General features: G+C 27.8%; 18 protein-coding genes. 5 read left to right on the top strand and 13 right to left on the bottom strand.

The window, feature by feature from the left end; all coding sequences use genetic code 11:
- Nucleotides 1-36: 36 nt before the first annotated feature.
- The 8 genes from QOZ84_RS04225 to QOZ84_RS04260 all read right to left on the bottom strand — a co-directional run bounded on the left by QOZ84_RS04225 (nucleotide 37) and on the right by QOZ84_RS04260 (nucleotide 7,904).
- Entirely contained in the window at nucleotides 37-543 is a 507-nt protein-coding gene (locus QOZ84_RS04225) for a 3'-5' exonuclease (RefSeq protein ID WP_284131709.1), read from the bottom strand.
- Between the two features lie 112 nt (nucleotides 544-655).
- A complete protein-coding gene (locus QOZ84_RS04230) occupies nucleotides 656-1,744 on the bottom strand; it encodes a murein hydrolase activator EnvC family protein (protein ID WP_284131710.1) in 1,089 nt (362 codons plus the stop codon).
- A 17-nt stretch (nucleotides 1,745-1,761) separates the two neighbouring features.
- Nucleotides 1,762-2,658, bottom strand: coding sequence for a permease-like cell division protein FtsX (ftsX, locus tag QOZ84_RS04235; RefSeq protein ID WP_284131711.1), 897 nt, complete (start codon nucleotides 2,656-2,658; stop codon nucleotides 1,762-1,764).
- Nucleotides 2,642-3,328, bottom strand: coding sequence for a cell division ATP-binding protein FtsE (gene ftsE / locus QOZ84_RS04240; protein WP_284131712.1), 687 nt, complete (start codon nucleotides 3,326-3,328; stop codon nucleotides 2,642-2,644). Before ftsE ends, ftsX begins: the two co-directional genes overlap by 17 nt.
- 180 nt (nucleotides 3,329-3,508) lie before the next feature.
- On the bottom strand, nucleotides 3,509-4,462 hold the full coding sequence (locus QOZ84_RS04245; RefSeq protein WP_284131713.1) for a S8 family peptidase: 954 nt from the start codon (nucleotides 4,460-4,462) through the stop codon (nucleotides 3,509-3,511).
- A 32-nt stretch (nucleotides 4,463-4,494) separates the two neighbouring features.
- Complete coding sequence (locus QOZ84_RS04250) at nucleotides 4,495-5,685, bottom strand: MORN repeat-containing protein (RefSeq protein WP_284131714.1); 1,191 nt, start codon at nucleotides 5,683-5,685, stop codon at nucleotides 4,495-4,497.
- A gap of 165 nt (nucleotides 5,686-5,850) precedes the next feature.
- Nucleotides 5,851-6,867 carry a 3'-5' exonuclease gene (locus QOZ84_RS04255; RefSeq protein ID WP_284131715.1) on the bottom strand — a complete coding sequence of 339 codons (1,017 nt, stop codon included), beginning with the start codon at nucleotides 6,865-6,867 and terminating at the stop codon, nucleotides 5,851-5,853.
- 176 nt (nucleotides 6,868-7,043) lie between these two features.
- Nucleotides 7,044-7,904: a tRNA 2-thiocytidine biosynthesis TtcA family protein gene (locus QOZ84_RS04260; RefSeq protein WP_284131716.1), complete on the bottom strand. Its 861-nt coding sequence runs from the start codon at nucleotides 7,902-7,904 to the stop codon at nucleotides 7,044-7,046.
- A gap of 191 nt (nucleotides 7,905-8,095) precedes the next feature.
- Between QOZ84_RS04260 and QOZ84_RS04265 the strand changes: the two genes are divergently transcribed.
- Genes QOZ84_RS04265 through QOZ84_RS04275 form a run of 3 tightly spaced genes read left to right on the top strand, consistent with a single transcriptional unit; the run spans nucleotide 8,096 to nucleotide 9,171 of the window.
- A complete protein-coding gene (locus QOZ84_RS04265; protein WP_284131717.1) occupies nucleotides 8,096-8,305 on the top strand; it encodes a spore coat associated protein CotJA in 210 nt (69 codons plus the stop codon).
- Nucleotides 8,305-8,571 carry a spore coat protein CotJB gene (locus QOZ84_RS04270; RefSeq protein ID WP_284131718.1) on the top strand — a complete coding sequence of 89 codons (267 nt, stop codon included), beginning with the start codon at nucleotides 8,305-8,307 and terminating at the stop codon, nucleotides 8,569-8,571. Before QOZ84_RS04265 ends, QOZ84_RS04270 begins: the two co-directional genes overlap by 1 nt.
- 27 nt (nucleotides 8,572-8,598) lie before the next feature.
- The gene (locus QOZ84_RS04275) at nucleotides 8,599-9,171 is read left to right on the top strand and encodes a manganese catalase family protein (RefSeq protein WP_284131719.1); all 573 of its coding nucleotides are present in this window, start codon (nucleotides 8,599-8,601) and stop codon (nucleotides 9,169-9,171) included.
- Nucleotides 9,172-9,661: 490 nt separating this feature from the next.
- Here the strand turns inward: QOZ84_RS04275 and QOZ84_RS04280 are convergent, their stop codons facing one another.
- A complete protein-coding gene (locus QOZ84_RS04280) occupies nucleotides 9,662-10,069 on the bottom strand; it encodes a hypothetical protein (RefSeq protein ID WP_284131720.1) in 408 nt (135 codons plus the stop codon).
- A gap of 249 nt (nucleotides 10,070-10,318) precedes the next feature.
- Here QOZ84_RS04280 and QOZ84_RS04285 point away from each other — a divergent pair, with 249 nt between their 5' ends.
- Nucleotides 10,319-10,951, top strand: coding sequence for a hypothetical protein (locus QOZ84_RS04285; protein WP_284131721.1), 633 nt, complete (start codon nucleotides 10,319-10,321; stop codon nucleotides 10,949-10,951).
- Between the two features lie 85 nt (nucleotides 10,952-11,036).
- Nucleotides 11,037-13,235 carry a type IA DNA topoisomerase gene (locus QOZ84_RS04290; protein ID WP_284131722.1) on the top strand — a complete coding sequence of 733 codons (2,199 nt, stop codon included), beginning with the start codon at nucleotides 11,037-11,039 and terminating at the stop codon, nucleotides 13,233-13,235.
- 44 nt (nucleotides 13,236-13,279) lie between these two features.
- Here the strand turns inward: QOZ84_RS04290 and QOZ84_RS04295 are convergent, their stop codons facing one another.
- The 4 genes from QOZ84_RS04295 to QOZ84_RS04310 all read right to left on the bottom strand — a co-directional run bounded on the left by QOZ84_RS04295 (nucleotide 13,280) and on the right by QOZ84_RS04310 (nucleotide 17,814).
- Nucleotides 13,280-13,528 carry a zinc ribbon domain-containing protein gene (locus QOZ84_RS04295; RefSeq protein WP_284131723.1) on the bottom strand — a complete coding sequence of 83 codons (249 nt, stop codon included), beginning with the start codon at nucleotides 13,526-13,528 and terminating at the stop codon, nucleotides 13,280-13,282.
- A gap of 140 nt (nucleotides 13,529-13,668) precedes the next feature.
- Entirely contained in the window at nucleotides 13,669-16,293 is a 2,625-nt protein-coding gene (gene ppdK, locus QOZ84_RS04300; RefSeq protein ID WP_284134874.1) for a pyruvate, phosphate dikinase, read from the bottom strand.
- A 35-nt stretch (nucleotides 16,294-16,328) separates the two neighbouring features.
- Complete coding sequence (locus QOZ84_RS04305) at nucleotides 16,329-17,165, bottom strand: pyruvate, water dikinase regulatory protein (protein ID WP_284131725.1); 837 nt, start codon at nucleotides 17,163-17,165, stop codon at nucleotides 16,329-16,331.
- A 10-nt stretch (nucleotides 17,166-17,175) separates the two neighbouring features.
- The gene (locus tag QOZ84_RS04310; RefSeq protein WP_284131726.1) at nucleotides 17,176-17,814 is read right to left on the bottom strand and encodes a helix-turn-helix transcriptional regulator; all 639 of its coding nucleotides are present in this window, start codon (nucleotides 17,812-17,814) and stop codon (nucleotides 17,176-17,178) included.
- Nucleotides 17,815-17,905: the final 91 nt, after the last annotated feature.

Consider the following 17,905-nt stretch of genomic DNA (forward strand, 5'->3'; position numbering starts at 1 on the left):
ATTTAAAATAAAATAAGTGTAAAATTTACACTTATTTTATTTATCATCTTTTATTTTTAAGAATAATTTAGCTGTTGCTAATGTATCACTATCAGCTCTATGGGCATTTTTATTTTCTATATTATAGTATTCACATGCCGTTTCTAATTTTTTATTCTTGCCTTTGTATGTTTTACTGCTTTTTAATAATTCTAGAGTACATATATGATTATCTATTGGTTCTAAATTTAATTCTTCAAGATAGTAATTTAAAAATTTTAAATCAAATTTTGCATTATGAGCTATTATTGTTCTATCACCTATGTAATTCCTAAATCTAGGCAATACAGTTTCAATACTTTCTTCATTTTCAACCATTTCATTAGTTATATTAGTTATATTAGTTATAAAGTATGGTATAATTCCTTTTGGTTTTATAAATCTAGAATAGTTTTTCATTATTTTATTATCTATTATTTCAGTTATACCTATTTCTATTATCTCACAGCCTTTATATGGATCAAGGCCTGTTGTTTCTAAATCTACAACTACATATTCCTTCATCAAAGTTCTCCTTAAATTTTCAATAATTTATTATTTGTTTAATACAAAACTAAGTACCTGCTATATAAAGTATTATATAGCAGGTACTTAGTTTTTTGAATATAATTTTATATTATATGTATGGAACTGGATTCGTATGCTTTCCATTTATTCTTATCTCAAAATGCAAATGAGGTCCAGTTGATCTTCCTGTTGTACCAATCTTTGACACTACTTGTCCTTTTTGTACTCTTTGCCCTACCGATACCAATAGTTGGCTATTATGAGCATATAATGATACTTTTCCATCATCATGTTGTATCATAACTGTATTACCATAAGTACCTTGAACTGCTGAATATGTTACAGTTCCACTGTCTATAGCTACTGCAGGTGTTCCTGTTGAAGCTGGTATATCTATTCCTGTATGCATTTTTTGTATATTTAAAACTGGATGTAATCTATATCCATATGGAGAACTTATTGTACTATGTCCAGGCACAGGCCAAGATCCACTAGATATTATTGCTCCATTTAAACTGTCATCAGTATTATTTGCTGCATTTAGTTGTGCTTGCTTAGCCGCACTTTCTGCCGCCAATTTCTCTACTTCATTTTCTAAGCTATCTTCCTCAGTTTCTAGTTCTCTTTTTAGAGCCTCTAATTCACTTTTATCAGCTTTAACTTTTTCCTTATTTTGCTCTAAAGTCACTTTAAACTTTTCCTGTGTATCCTTTTTATCATTAAAATCTTTTTCTTTTTTTTGAACTTCAGCTTTATTTTTATCTAGTTCTTTTAATATTTTTTTATCTTGTTCTACAACTTGCTTTACTATGTAAATATTATTAAAAAAATCTGACAAAGAATCGCTACTTAATATTACGTTAATATATTCCATAGAATAAGTATTATTAATAGCTTTTAATCTTTTTCCTAAAGCTTCTTCATTTTTTTTAATGTTATTTTCTAGCGTTTCGATTTCCGACTTAGTTTTATCTATTTCTAAACCTAGTTTTTCTATCTCACCGTTACTAGCATCTATATTTTTCTCTATATCAGATACATTAGAATCTAAAGCTTTAATTTTTTCTTCTAATGTAGTTTGTTCACTTCTATTTTCAATTAGTTTTTTATCTAAATTTTCTTGTTTTTCATCTGCATATATAAAATTTGTACTAATTAATACTGCACATGTAGTAATTATTGATATTGTTTTTTTCACTATATTTCCCCCTGTTTTTATACTTTTAAATGTCTCTTTACTGATACAACACTACCTAAAATACCAACACTTATGCCTGTTACTAATAAAGTAGCTATAAGGTATATGTACACACTAGTTAAAGGAAGTACAATATTTCCCATTACAGAACTTATAATAGTTGTTATTTTTTCTAATATATATCCATACATTCCTATACAACTACCTATCGCTAACACTGACCCTATAATACCTATAATAAATCCCTCTACTATAAATGGTGCTATTACAAAGCCGTTGCTTGCTCCTACATATTTTATTATTTGTATTTCCTCTTTTTTGCTGTATACCCTACTTTTTATTGTATTAGAGATTATAACTAAACATATTAATAATAACAATACTATAAATACTGTTCCAAATTTAGTAATAGTATCTGAAATACTCAAAAAGTTTTTCATTACATCTTGAGCATACTTTACGTCATTTGCTCCGTCTAGCTTTAGTATTTTATTAGATATATTTTTTATATTGTTGGGGCTATCTATTGTTACAACATAATAATCATCTAATGGGTTATTAACACCTTCTAAAAGATATGCATCTTCTCCCCAGCTCTTTTTTAGGTCTTTAAAAGATGTTTCTTTAGTTCTATACTCTACATTTTTTACACCGTTCAGTTTGCTTATATTACTTTTTAGCTCAATTCTAGCGTCATCCTCTATATTAGATTCTACAGACACCCTTACTTCATTTATTTCATCTTTTGTAACTTTAATAAACTGATTTATATTTAAAACTATAGTAAGTACTATTCCAAGTATTATTAATGATGCTGTAACTGAGATTATTGATATAAAACTCATTGTTTTATTATGAAAAACCCCTTTAATCCCTTGCTTTAAACTATATAAAAATTTAGACATTAATTTCATATAAATCCCTCTTCGTATCTTTCACTATTTTTCCTTTTTGAATTTCTATAACTCTTTTTGGAAATAATTTTAAAATCTCAATATCATGAGTTGCCATTATCACAGTTACACCTTCTGCATTTATATCATTTAATATATTCAATATGCCTATAGAATTATATATATCTAAGTTTCCTGTGCACTCATCAGCTATAATGATTGCCGGCTTGTTTACTATAGCCCTAGCTATACAAACTCTCTGACATTCTCCACCTGATAATTCTGACGGATATTTATTGTGTTTATCTGCAATTCCTACTTTATGTAGAATTTCTAGAACTCTAGGCCTTATGTCTTTAGGATTTGCTCCTACTACTCTCATAGCGATTTCAACATTTTCAAATACAGTTTTTTCTTTTAACAACTTGAAATCTTGAAATACAATTCCTAAGTGCCTTCTATATTTATGTATTTTATTAGGTTTTATTTTTGTTATTTCTTGCCCTACTACTGATAACCTACCTGCTGAGATTTTTTCTTCTCTAGTTAACAATTTAAACAAAGTAGATTTACCTGCACCTGATGGACCTACTAAAAATACAAATTCACCTTGTTTTATACCTAAATTTATATTATCTAATGATTTGTTGCCATCATTATAAATTTTATCTACATTAGTAAATTTAATCAATTTTATCACTCCACTTTTCTTTTTCTTTGAGTTATATCTAAGCATTTTGCTTTCTTTTTAATTATACACAATTTTGTCTTTTTTTGTAACCTTTTTGTAACTCAAATAATTATTTTTACAAATAAAATTAAAAATCTCTTGCATACCTAAACTATGTAGTTTAGATACACAAGAGATTTTTCAATATTTTAATTTTCCTTTAATTTTTGTTTGTGACAAATAAACCAATCCATTACCTTGTACTGCACGTGAATACTGTAGTAATTTAGTATGTTTAATTAATTGAGCATATAATTCCGTTTCATTCAAATTTCTTTTAAATTCTTCTTTTGACCAATTTTTTAATAATGCTAAACTCCCACTTACATGAGGTGTAGCCATACTAGTTCCGCTTAATACTGCAAATTGATTTCCTGGGTACGTTGAAAGTATATCTACTCCCGGTGCCACTACATCTATATTTAAATTTGAATTACTAAAATTTGCTGGAACCCCTTTTTTATCTACAGCTCCAACAGATATTACTTCTGGATATGCAGCTGGATATGAATATTCAAAGTCATTAACATTTCCATCTCCATCATTACCTGCTGCACAAACTAATAGTATGTTTTTATTTACAGCTTCTTTTACAGCTTTTTCTAACTTTTCTGTACTTTTAGGCATCCCTAAAGACATAGATATTATATCTACATTTTGCTCAATAGCATAATATATAGCATTTACTACCCAGCTTACTTTTCCTGAGCCAGTTCTGTCTATAGCTTTTAATACATATATATCCGCTTTAGGTGCAACTCCCATTATAGTGTTATTTTTACCATTAGCTGCAATAGTTCCTATTACATGAGTTCCATGCCCTACTCTATCTACAACTATATTGTGGCTTTTTCCATCTTCATCAGTAAAATTTCTAACTGCAACAATATTATCTTTTAAACTCTCATGATTTATATCACATCCTGAATCTATTACTGCAATCTTAATACCATTGCCTTGATTAGAGTCATCCCAAATAGTTTTTGCTTTTATCATTTCGATTCCATATGGAGTTTTTGATTCCTTACTCCTAAATTGCCTATTTAATGTAAAAGGTAATAATTTTACATTAACATCACTTTGTTTATTTTTCATAAATATCACTCCAAAATTTGCTTTCTATTTAATTATATAAATTCAAAATGATTTTGGTGATTACTTTTCTTTTTTAAATAGCGAGTAATGTCTTTCAATATACAATTTTCTTTATCTCCACTTATGTCTAAATCATATATATTTTTTTCATCTTTATCATCTATTCTATATATACCTTGTACTATTTTTTCATTTTCTATAATTACATCTAATGTTGCACTAGAGATCAAATAATATGTTCCTATCCTTCCTTTTTTATCTTCTTTCCACTCCCCAATATATTTATATAATTCACATGTATATGTTCCTATACCATCTTTTTGCCCTTTTTTGAAATCACCTTCATAAATATTCTTATTATAATATATATACCTTCCTACACCTTCAAATACATCGTCTTTAAACTCACCTTCATATATCTCTTTATTTCTATACTTAATTATACCGCTTCCCCGTCTACATCCATATTTATATTCGCCATCATATATATTTCCTTCTACGTCTGTATAGCATCCATGCCCATGAAATGTGTTGTCTTTAAACTCTCCTATATACTTGCTTCCATCTTTAAACTTATACTCACCTTTGCCATTAATCTTTCCACCTCTAAATTCGCCTTCATAAATATCTCCATTAGATTTTATTAATTTTCCATCCCCACTTTGTAAGTTATCTTCCCATATTCCGCTATATTTACTTCCGTCTTTATAGTATAAAACTCCTTTACCATTTTTTTTATTATTTATAAAATACCCTTTATACATATCTTTATTTTTATATGTATAAAGACCTAAGCCTTCTATTGTACCGTTTTTAAAATCTCCACTATAAGTTGATCCATCACTATATATATATTTTCCTATGCTATGCATCTTGTCATCTTTCCAAAGTCCCTCATATCGTTCCTTATTTGCAAATATGCATACACCAAATCCATGTTTCTTTCCATTTATGGTTTCACCTTTATACATGTCGCCATTATCATACTTGAGCACTTTTTCTCCATTTAAATTAGAAGTCTGTTGGTTTACTTTCTTTTTATTATTAATTTCGCGGTTATTTATATCTACCTTGTCACATGTGCTTCTTGAATACTTATTTTTTTTAAATTTACTTTTTCTTGAACTAATAATAAACTTTACTATTAACAGTAAAATTAATATTGATGATAGGCATATAAAGACTGTTAATATTGTCATAATATACTTCATTATTTGCTCCATAGTAATCTCTCCCCACTTACATAGTACTTATGTTAATTTATATTTATATCCCATCATATTTATTCGTAAATGTATAAGTATTACTCTAAATTTATTAAATATATTTTTTAGTTTTTTTATAAGGTATTATTTTTCGCAAAAAAAAGCTATCAATATATTAAAATATCAACAGCTTTTTTCTAAAAAACAACTACGATCTATATTCTCATAACTTAAATCTTCATCAAATAATGTAACTATATTTTTAAGTTCTTCTTTATATTCTTCTTTATTTAATTTATAAAGCATCAAGTCCTCTAGTAAATCTTTTATATCAAAATATAAATTTTCTATTAAGTAAAAATAGCCACATTCTAAATTTTTAATTTTATCTATTGTATCAAGTTTTCTATTTATATCTCTCAAAACATCTATATTATATATATCTATATCTTGTATAGATTGTAAATATTGTCGTAGTGTTTTTATCACTTCTATAGACATGTCTTCTTCATTGTATTTATTTTTATTTGCATAAAAATTATTTATATACTTCTTAAAGTTTGCTTCTAAGTTTTCATTAATTGTGCTAAATGGAGCTCTTACAAAATCTTTAATTATCAACAGATTTCTAATATCTTCACTTTCTTGCAAAACATCATCTAAAATATATAAATTATAAGCATCATATAATGGATCATGTGCATCGCCTTTAAATTCTAGATTCGCACATTCTAATAAATTTTTTAAAGATATATAATTCATACACTTTATTCCATAATCTAAATACTTATCTTTTATATCTACAAATAAACTTTTAATGTTGTTTATAAATCTTGGATGATTATATTTTTTAGCACTTTTTTTATCTGTATTATTAAAACAAGTTAAATCTAAATTTCCAAAAGTATAAATTCCTTCTATTTGAGAAAATATTCCTAGCCATTTTTTAAATTTTCTCATCACTTCTTCATAAGTAGGTGCTTTTTCTAAATCCTCTTGATTTATTTGGGTAAGTGCTTGTATATGTGGATAAATATATTGACTACTTACTGGCTTTATTAAAGATTTAAATTCTTCTATTTCCCCTGTGTCTGTATCATACTGTATTGCACCTATAGCTATTATATCTGCATTTAACATATCCCTTTTATTTCTAGCACTTGGCATATTCATTTCAAAGTCTATATATATTTTTTTCAATATAAACCATCCCCTTCTAAATAACTCTACTTATAGTCTATCATTTTATTATAGATTTTTTCATAAATATTTTAATAAAATTTCAAATATTTTTATGTAATTACCACTTTTGATAATTTTTATATATAAAAACCGATGATAAATTTTATCATCGGTTTTTGTATATTTTTTATAATTTATTCATGTCTTTCCATAAAAGAGTGTTTTTCTCCATCTATTTGCCACCCTAAGACGGAATCTACATTTACATTTTCAGATGCTTTGAAAATAGACTTTTCTACATCCTTAAAATTAGTTCCTAGATTTTTTATTAAATCTTTTATTTCATATCTTTTATTACCAGTTTTTTTAGCTGCAACCATACAAGCACAGTTTAATGGCCATATTCCACTAGTTTGTATAAATTTAATTATATGTTCTTCTCTTATATAATAAAGAGGTCTTATTATTTTTATTCCATCAAAGTTTGTAGAATCTAACTTCGGCAACATTGTTTTAAAGTTACCTGCACATAATAAATTAAGCATTGTAGTTTCTATTACATCATCATAGTGATGTCCTAGAGCTAATTTATTACAGCCTAATTCTTGAGCTTTAGAATATAATGCTCCCCTTCTCATTCTCGCACACATATAACAAGGATAATCTTTTGCTATTTCATCTGCTATCTCAAATATTTTTGAATCAAATAAGTGTATAGGTATATCTAAATAATCACAATTGTCTATAAGCAATTTTCTTATATCTTCATGATAACCTGGGTCCATAGCTATAAATTCTATTTCAAATTTAACTTGACCATGTCTTTTTAATTCCTGAAACATTTTAGCCATAAGTAAGCTATCTTTTCCTCCAGATATAGCAATAGCGATTTTATCCCCATCTTCTACTAAATTATAAGCTTTTATTGCTTTTATGAATTTTGACCATAAATTTTTTCTAAATTTTTTTATTATACTTTTTTCTATATCTCTTAATGGCTGTCTTTCATCAAATGGTACTATAATTTCACAGCCTTTTCCTGCTAAATCGCTCATTCTTTCACCTCATTTTTATACAAACATGCAAATTATTTTATCATAAATAACGTTAATAATTCAAGTAATACATAAATTTATTATTTTTTTAATAGTACAACTTTTTATTATTTTAAGGAACGCTTTTTACTTGTACGAATATCATGTTATTAGATAGACATTATCTAGTTTTAGACAAGGAGGGCTAATAAATGCAAAATAACAACAAAGGGGTTACAAAAGATTCTGGAAATTCTTTCGCTAGACCATATGTAAACAATCAAACTTTCACTAAAATGTATAACACAGCTAGTGCTTTAAAACATGGTACTATCTTTCCAGAATTATTTTTGCTTGATTCTTTAATGTACAACAAAGATTTATATTCTACGCCTAAAAAAAGAAATGGAGGTAGAAGATAATGAGAAAAGAATCTAGACAAGAACTTTTAAGAAGTGTTCAAGAACTTAGTTTTGCATGCTTGGATATGAATTTATATTTAGATAATCATCCAGATGATAAAAAAGCAATTAATACTTACAATTCTTTAAGTACGCAGTTTATGCAAGCTAGGTACGCTTATGAAAATAAATATGGACCATTAACAAACTTTGGTTATTCACCAAGTAAATATCCTTGGCAATGGGTTTCAAATCCTTGGCCTTGGGACAAAGAATTTAATGATTAGATAATTATTGGGGAGGGTTAGAATTTTATGTGGATTTATCAAAAAACATTACAACACCCTATTAATCTTAAAAATGGGGATTTACAGATGGCTAAATACCTAATAACTCAATTTGGAGGTCCAAATGGAGAATTAGGTGCCGCTATAAGATATTTAAGCCAAAGATATACTATGCCTACAGGGAAATCTCGTGCACTTTTAACTGATATAGGCACCGAGGAACTTGCTCATGTGGAAATGATCGGCACTATGGTTTATCAATTAACTTGTGATGCTACACCTGAACAACTACGTGCTGCGGGGCTTGGATCTAGTTATGCACAAAACGGATTTGGAATCTATCCATCTGATTCTAATGGGGTACCTTTTAGTGCTGCACCGATAGCTGTTATGGGTAATGCCGTTACTGATTTACATGAGGATATGGCTGCTGAACAAAAAGCTTTGGCAACTTATTATCATCTTATTAATTTAACAGATGATGCTGATATAATAGAAGTATTGAGATTTTTAGGAGAAAGAGAAATCGTTCATTATCAACGATTTGGAGAGGCCTTAATGGATGTTTATGATTTTGAAGAGGGTCAAAGCATTTTTTAGTAAAATATTAATAATTTATTTTCAAACCACCTTTTTTATTTTAAATTTAGGTGGTTTTTTATTTTTTATAAATATATAATAAAAATAAAAAACTCTTACTACAATAGTTTAGTAAGAGTTTTTCATCTTTTTATTTTTGTATTAAACACATTTCTTCTCCTTCGCAATATAACAATAGTTGGTTTATCATTTCCATATTTTAGATGAATACATTCTTTTTACTTATTCATTTACTCTGTATCATAATCTGGTGTGTAATCATATTCTATTTCATTTTGATAATCAAGGTATAATAAATCTAAATTGTTTTCCATATATAGTTCCTCCTAATTTTTTGTTATATTAAATATGATTTTTTTATTTTCTAACTTTCATATTTAATTTAATATATGCAAGTTGTTTATATAAATTACCAATTATTACAAAATTGTTTTTTTTATTTTTAAACTTTCAAAAAAAGAAAATTTTCCTACAACGCAGGCAGACCCTATTAAACGTTAGATAAAACCCTTATTTTTATCTCCTCATTTAAACAACTAAATCTTGATATGTTTTCTATATCATTGACTAAAAATGCTTGCAAGCATTCATTTAGTATTTTTAGAGAGCTATATTCAGTCTTTTCATTAAAATAACAGTCTAAACTTCTTATATATTTTAGGTAGCATTTATTAATTCTAACCTCTACATATAATGAATCTGTTCTTATCCTAGATAATTGAAATAATTCTTTTAATCTCATATATGCACACTGAGAATCTTTACTAATATGCATATTGCTTAATCTTTCATCTAAGGCTTCTTCAATACTTATTAGTGCAAATCTGTTAACAAATAAATCTATATAATAATCACTTCTAGTATACTTAAATTGATAAAAATCAGTTATTACGCTCATGACAGCACTCCTTATATTTCATATCTGATTTTTGTTTCTATATATATTATTTTCAATAGTAGGTGTTATTTATACATAAATTTATATTTAAATTTTATTATGTAGCTAGCATAAGTTTAACATCGCTTGTCTACTACTTTAGAAGGAATATATACATATAATATAGAATATAGATTCATACCAAATATATAATTTAAAAGTAAAGTTATTATAATTTTACTAACCAATTTAATATTTTAGGAGGAAAACATGAATTTATTGCCTATACCTTGGATGAAACAAAAACTAGAAGTTATTTATGAGAAAAACTTATATGGTAATTTATACTTGATGTATAATGACCTTAATTTTAAAAATTTTACCGATACTTCAACTACAATTTTACTTGATTTATTAGATAACTATAATATTAATCCATGCCAAAATAATACTTTGTACTTATATCTTCCTATCGAAATGGATCCTTTTATTAAAAATCTAATACTTTCTTTTAAATCATTGTTTAAGGAAAATATATATATTATATTAGGAGGATACCTAAAAAATAATACTAGCCCTAATGAGTTAGATCATATAGCTGATTTATACATACAATTTCCTGAACTTAATGGATTGATTGATTTTGCATATATAATAGATGACTCTAAGTGCTATGAAATTTTCACATCTTTATGTGATACTCAAAGAATTTGTATAAATCCAGCTACATCTTGTACTATATCTGGGCCTACATTAAATTATCATATAAAAAGCCCTAACCCTAATGATATAGATCACATTTCATTTATAAATTTAATGGATGATATTACAGCAAACAACTATTTTGATACATATTTAAAGGGTTTGACTAATAATAACAATAACTTTAACTATAATTTATAGACTTCCTTGCAGTCTATTCTTTTTTTGTGATAATATATTTAAGGTTACAACTAAATATTTAAGCACTTTGAAAGGGGGGCTCTTTATGAAACTTATATTAGCCGAAAAGCCATCAGTTGCTAAAACTATAGCATCATTTTTAGGTGCTAAAACTAGAGGCGATGGATATTTTGAAGGCAATGGATATATAATCACCTATGCAGTCGGTCATTTAGTTGGTTTATACGATATGAAAGACTACGATAAGGATAGATATTCAGGTTCTTGGAGAATGGACAATTTTCCTTTTATACCTACTGATAAATTTAAATTTAAAGTAGATAGCTCTAAGAAAAAACAATTTGATATAGTTAAAAATCTTTTACATAGAGATGACATTGAATATATTATAAATGCTACTGATAATGATAGAGAAGGAGAATTAATTTCCTTCCTTATATTTTTATTAGCTAAAAATAAAAAACCAGTAAAGAGAATTTTAGTTAATGAGTGGACTCCAGAGGATATTACAAGAGGTATTAATAATTTAAAAGATGACTCTGAAATGAGAAACTTACAGGCTGCAGGATATACAAGGCTTATAACTGACTGGCTTATTGGAATAAATTTCACTTCTGCCGCCACACTAAAATATGGCAATGGTAAACTACTTAACATAGGTCGTGTAATTTTACCCACTGTAAAATTAGTTTATGATAGAGATATGGAAATTTTAAATTTTGTACCTAAAACTTATTACGAAATCGAAGGTAATTTTAAATGTGCTAACGGAGTATATAAAGGAAAGTATACAAAAGGAAAAGAAAGTAAATTTGATACTATAGAAGAAGTTGAGAAAGTAATAAATACTATAACTTCTAATACAGGTAAAGTATTAGACAAAAAAGTTAGTATGTCAAAAGAATACGCACCAAAGCTTTTTAGTTTAACTTCATTACAAGGATATATAACTTCTAAATACTCAAATTTCACTTCAGATAAGGTTTTAAACGTGTGTCAATCCCTTTATGAAGGAAAAGGTAGAGGTGGTTGTATAACATATCCTAGAACAGATTCTATTTATTTAGAAGAAAGTTTAACTTCAAAAGTATCTCAAACTTTAGATAAATTAAAATTAGGACTACCTTATGAAAATATGATTAAATTCGCTAAAACTAAAAGAGTATTTGATTCATCTAAAGTAGATAGCCATAGTGCTATTATCCCAACTTATATTATTCCTAATAATTTAAGTAGCGATGAGCTTATAGTTTACAATGCTATAAAGGATAGATTTATAGCTAACTTTATGCCACCTGCAGAATATGAAAATACAGAAATTAAAACAGATGTTGATGGTCATATTTTCTTGACTAAAGGTAAAGTACTTAAATCTAGGGGTTATCTTGAAGTCTATAAAAAAGAAGAAAAAGACGATTTATTGCCTATGGTTAATAACAATGATATTGTAGATGTTTTAGATATAAAGCCTTTAACAAAACAAACTACGCCTCCAAAACCATATACAGAGGATACGTTGCTTAAGGCTATGAAAAATTGTGGTAAAAATGTTTCAGATGATGATATTGCTGTTTTATCAGGGTACTCTATAGGTACTTCTGCTACTCGTGCTGATGTATTAAAAAAAATAATGCAAGTTGGTTATGTTGGTAAAAAAGGTAAATCATACTTTATATCTGATTTAGGAAAAAATCTAGTTGAAGTTTTTCCTGTAAAAGACTTATTTGACGTTGACTACACAGGTAAACTAGAAAAAAGTTTAAGTGATATTCAAAAAGGTACTTTTACTAGAAAGGAATACTTAACTAATATAATGAATTTTATTTATGAAAATGTTCATTTAATAAAAAGAGATTTACCTAAAAATATTAGCACAGAAAATTACATATATAATCCTAAAACTAAAAAATATACTAAAGAAGGTTGTAAAGGTAACAATAAGTCATCTTCATCTAAATCTACTTCAAATAATAATAATGAATCTAATTCTAAAAATGAAGTCCTTGGTAAATGCCCTGTCTGTCAAGGTGATGTTGTTGAAATAGAAAAAGGATATATTTGTAATAATTATAAAGAGTGTAAATTTGGAATTTGGAAAAACGATAAATTTTTAGAATATTATAAGAAAAAACCTAATAAAACTATGGTTAAAGGCATACTAAAAAATGGACAAAGTAAAGTTAAGTCCTTAACTTCAAAACAAGGAAATAAATTTGATGCCATCTTAAAATATCATAAAAAAGAAAATGGTTATTTCGGATGGGATATCGAGATAGAAAAATAATTTCAAATGTATATAAATTAAAAGGTTGCTTAAATTAGCAACCTTTATTCTTTTTCATTTAATGTTTCATCTATTTTACATCTTGCCATTTTTATAAAATCTGAAAAATTATAATTTTTAAGTTTACATCCGCACTTAGGACAATATTCCAACTTCTTAGATATTAGTGCCCTACAGCTAGGTTCTGGACATCTTGTTTTTTGGTTTACTTCAGATACTTTAAGCCCACATCTTGGACATATAGTTCCTGGTCTTGACGATACATCTTTTCCACATCTCGGACATTTTGTCATATTGCTCACCCCACCTTAGTTTTAAAATATCAATATATGTTATGATAAAGCTTCTATAGATGTGATTGTAAAAATCATAAAAACCCCCTTAATAACTTTTTAGCTACTTAAGGAGGTTTCTATTTTATACTAACTTTATATTATCTAGGATTTTTTATAAACGCTTGTGCTGCTGCAAGTCTTGCTATTGGAACTCTAAATGGTGAACATGAAACATAATTAAGTCCTAAATTGTAGAAAAATTCTATTGAAGATGGTTCTCCACCATGCTCTCCACATATTCCTAATTTTATATTAGGCTTACTAGATCTTCCTAATTGAACACCCATTTTCACTAATTTACCTACACCCTTTTGGTCTAGTACTTCAAATGGATCTTTTTCTAGTAACTCTTTATTCACATACTCTCCTAAGAACTTCCCTGCATCATCTCTTGAATAACCAAAAGTCATCTGAGTTAAGTCATTAGTACCAAAGCTAAAGAAATCAGCTTCTTGTGCTATCTCATCAGCGCTTAGACATGCTCTAGGTATTTCTATCATAGTTCCTATTGTATAAGGTATATTAACACCCTCAGCAGCTATTATATTATCTACTGTTTCTTTTATCATATCTTTTATAACTTTTAATTCTTTTACTTCTCCAACTAATGGTATCATTATTTCAGGAGTAACTTTAATTCCCTCTTTGCTCGCTTCTATAGCACCTTGTATTATAGCCTTAGCTTGCATTTCATATATTTCAGGGAAAGTTATTGCAAGTCTACATCCTCTATGTCCTAACATAGGATTAAATTCGTCTAAATCAATTATTCTTCTTTTTATTTCACTTACTTGTAATCCCATAACTTTTGCAAGATGATTTATAGATTCATCATCATGAGGTAAGAATTCATGTAGAGGTGGATCTAATAATCTTATATTTACCGGTTTTCCATCCATAACTTTAAACATCGCTACAAAGTCTTCTCTTTGCATTGGTAATAGCTTTTCTAATGCTACTAATCTTTGTTCTAAAGTGTTAGATAATATCATCTCTCTTACTGCTGGTATTCTATCTTCGTCAAAGAACATATGCTCAGTTCTACATAATCCTATTCCTTGTGCTCCAAATTTTATTGCCATAGCTGCATCTCTTGGGTTATCAGCATTAGATCTTACTATTATATCTTTGTACTTATCTACCCAGTTCATTAGTTTTTCAAAGCTACCAGTAAGTGCTACATCAGTCTTTTTGACACTACCTATATAAACACATCCACTAGAACCGTCTAATGATATATACTCGCCTTCTTTTATAACAAAGTCATCACTTCTAATTTCTTTATTGTATTCATCTACTTTTATTTGTGAGCATCCTGCAACACAGCATTTCCCCATACCACGAGCTACAACAGCTGCATGAGATGTCATACCACCTCTAGCTGTAAGTATTCCTTGTGCACAAACCATACCTTCTATGTCCTCTGGAGATGTTTCAAGTCTTACAAGTATTGCTTCTTCTCCTCTACCTTTAGCTTCTACAACATCTTGTGCATTAAAGTATACTTTACCACTTCCAGCACCTGGCGAAGCTGGTAATCCCTTAGCTATAACTGTAGCATTTTTTAATGCCTTACTTTCAAAGCTTGGATGTAATAATTGGTCTAATTGTTTAGGCTCAATTCTCATTATAGCTTCTTTTTCATCTATTATATTATCATTTACTAAATCTACCGCTATATTTATAGCAGCTGTAGTTGTTCTTTTTCCATTTCTAGTTTGTAATATATATAATTGTTCTCTTTCTATAGTAAACTCTATATCTTGCATATCTTTGTAATGATTTTCAAGAATAGAAGTAATTTTCACAAATTCATCGTATGCTTTTGGCATAACATTTTTAAGTGAAGATATATCTTGTGGAGTTCTTATTCCTGCAACTACATCTTCTCCTTGAGCATTAATTAAAAATTCACCAAATAGTTTGTTTTCACCTGTAGATGGATTTCTAGTAAATGCTACTCCTGTACCACTACTTTCTCCCATATTTCCAAATACCATTGACTGAATATTTACTGCTGTTCCTAAATTGTGAGGTATATCATTTAATTTACGGTATACAGCTGCACGAGGGTTATTCCATGACTTAAATACTGCTTCTATCGCAAGCATTAATTGGTCTTTTGGTTCTTGTGGGAAATCTTGTTTTATTTCTTTTTTATATATAGCTTTATACTTTGTTACTATTTCTTTTAAATCTTCACTGTTTAAATCTGTATCAATTTTGTATCCTTTGCTCTCTTTTGCATCATCTAATACATTTTCAAATTTATATTTAGGTATTCCCATAGCTACATCAGAAAACATTTGTATAAATCTTCTATAACTATCATATGCAAACCTCTCATTTTGAGTAGCATTTGCTAAAGCTAGCACACTGCTATCATTAAGTCCTAAGTTAAGTATAGTATCCATCATACCTGGCATTGAAAATACTGCACCTGAACGAACTGATAGTAAAAGTGGGTTTTTACTACATCCTAATTTTTTATTTAAATTTTCTTCTAAGCTTTTTAAGTAATTTTCTATTTCTTTTATTATTTCATCTCTTATTAATTCACTATTATCATAATAGTCATTACATGCACTTGTACTAATTGTAAATCCAGGAGGGACAGGTAATCCTATTTTTGTCATTTCTGCTAAATTGGCACCCTTACCTCCAAGTAAAGATTTCATATCTTTATTACCTTCATTAAAACCATAAACATATTTAGCTTCCATCATTTAAAACCCCCATTAATTTATTTTAGCGAATTTTATTTATCGCCATCTTTGTATACTTTTAACCCATTTTCTTTCATAATGTCAAGAATTATACCTGCAGTTTCTTCTATTGCCTTGCTAGATACGTCTATTACTGGACATCCAACCTTTTTCATGATAGTTTCTGAGTAATCTAATTCTTGAAGTATTCTTTCTAAATTAGCGTAACTTGCATTGCTCGATAACCCCAGTGCTTTAAGTCTTTCTTGTCTTATTTTATTAAGCTTCTCTGGAGTATTGGTAAGACCCATAATTTTTTTAGGATTTATTTCAAATACCTCTTTAGGTATAGGTATTTCTGGTACTAATGGTACATTAGCTACTTTAATATTTTTATTTGCTAAGTACATACTTAAAGGAGTTTTAGAAGTTCTTGATATCCCTAATAAAACTATATCCGATTTTAATATACCTCTTGGATCTTTTCCATCATCGTATTTTACAGCAAATTCTATTGCTTCAACTCTTTTAAAGTAACTTTCATCTAACTTTCTTATTATTCCAGGCTCTCTTCTCGGCTTTATATTTGTCTTCTTTGCGATTTCTCTTAAAAGTGGTGTCATTAAATCTATGTGACTTAGCCCTTCCTCTTCACAGAATTTTTTAGTTGTATTCAATAATATTTTATCAACTAAAGTGTAAACTATTATTGCACCTTCGCTTTTTCCACTGTGTAGTATGTCTAGTAAAAATTTTGATTCTACAACATACGGAAATCTTCTTATTTCATAATTATCACTCATGCTAAATTGAGATATAGCCGCTTTTGTGACTTGTTGAGCTGTTTCACCTACTGAATCTGATATTACATATATAATTAAATTTTCCATATATTCCTCCTTAATTGCCAGCTAACTCTAAAAATAACTTAGTTATATTAGTTTTAGACATCCTACCCATAACTTTTATTTGATTTTTATCATGTTCATCGTATTCAATTACAGGTATAGAATCAACTTCATGGTCTATTATTTTCTTAGCTGCCAATATAATATCATCATCTTTGTTAATAGTTACTATATTTGGCATTCTAGTCATTATCATTCCTATAGGCATTTTGTTTATATCACTTCCGCCTACAGTAGCTTTTAATAAGTCTTTTCTAGAAACAATTCCACATAAATTTTCTTTATCGTCTATAATAAATATACTTCCTACATCAGATAAAAACATAGTAACTATAACTTCATATATACTCAGATCTTTTTTTACGAGTATAGGCATGCTCATTATATCCTTGACTTTTTTATCTTTTATTTTATTGCTAATTAAGTTAATTTCACTAACTCCAGAGTAAAAATATCCAACTTTAGGTCTTGCATCTAATATGCCTGTCATCGTTAATATGGCTAAATCAGATCTTAATGTAGCACGAGTTACATTTAAATTAAAAGCAATATTTTCACTTGTTATAGGTTCATTAGCTTTTACTATTTCAATTATTTTTAATTGTCTTTGATTAAGTTGAATAATACTCACCTTCCTTCATTTATGCCATACTTTTTAAACTTTTATCTTATATAGTATATTATACATACATATATATGTGTTTGTAAACACTTTTGTTATA

It is taken from the genome of Romboutsia sedimentorum, from assembly GCF_030131845.1.
Taxonomy (GTDB): domain Bacteria; phylum Bacillota; class Clostridia; order Peptostreptococcales; family Peptostreptococcaceae; genus Romboutsia_D; species Romboutsia_D sedimentorum.

What these genes read in the sequence shown, in the direction of transcription:
- QOZ84_RS04290 (WP_284131722.1), top strand. Translation starts at nt 11,037, where the DNA reads ATGAAACTTATATTAGCCGAAAAGCCATCAGTTGCTAAAACTATAGCA.
- QOZ84_RS04275 (WP_284131719.1), top strand. Translation starts at nt 8,599, where the DNA reads ATGTGGATTTATCAAAAAACATTACAACACCCTATTAATCTTAAAAAT.
- QOZ84_RS04285 (WP_284131721.1), top strand. Translation starts at nt 10,319, where the DNA reads ATGAATTTATTGCCTATACCTTGGATGAAACAAAAACTAGAAGTTATT.
- QOZ84_RS04295 (WP_284131723.1), bottom strand. Translation starts at nt 13,528, where the DNA reads ATGACAAAATGTCCGAGATGTGGAAAAGATGTATCGTCAAGACCAGGA.
- QOZ84_RS04280 (WP_284131720.1), bottom strand. Translation starts at nt 10,069, where the DNA reads ATGAGCGTAATAACTGATTTTTATCAATTTAAGTATACTAGAAGTGAT.
- QOZ84_RS04260 (WP_284131716.1), bottom strand. Translation starts at nt 7,904, where the DNA reads ATGAGCGATTTAGCAGGAAAAGGCTGTGAAATTATAGTACCATTTGAT.
- QOZ84_RS04245 (WP_284131713.1), bottom strand. Translation starts at nt 4,462, where the DNA reads ATGAAAAATAAACAAAGTGATGTTAATGTAAAATTATTACCTTTTACA.
- ftsX (WP_284131711.1), bottom strand. Translation starts at nt 2,658, where the DNA reads ATGAAATTAATGTCTAAATTTTTATATAGTTTAAAGCAAGGGATTAAA.
- QOZ84_RS04270 (WP_284131718.1), top strand. Translation starts at nt 8,305, where the DNA reads ATGAGAAAAGAATCTAGACAAGAACTTTTAAGAAGTGTTCAAGAACTT.
- QOZ84_RS04225 (WP_284131709.1), bottom strand. Translation starts at nt 543, where the DNA reads ATGAAGGAATATGTAGTTGTAGATTTAGAAACAACAGGCCTTGATCCA.
- QOZ84_RS04250 (WP_284131714.1), bottom strand. Translation starts at nt 5,685, where the DNA reads ATGGAGCAAATAATGAAGTATATTATGACAATATTAACAGTCTTTATA.
- QOZ84_RS04305 (WP_284131725.1), bottom strand. Translation starts at nt 17,165, where the DNA reads ATGGAAAATTTAATTATATATGTAATATCAGATTCAGTAGGTGAAACA.
- QOZ84_RS04265 (WP_284131717.1), top strand. Translation starts at nt 8,096, where the DNA reads ATGCAAAATAACAACAAAGGGGTTACAAAAGATTCTGGAAATTCTTTC.
- ppdK (WP_284134874.1), bottom strand. Translation starts at nt 16,293, where the DNA reads ATGGAAGCTAAATATGTTTATGGTTTTAATGAAGGTAATAAAGATATG.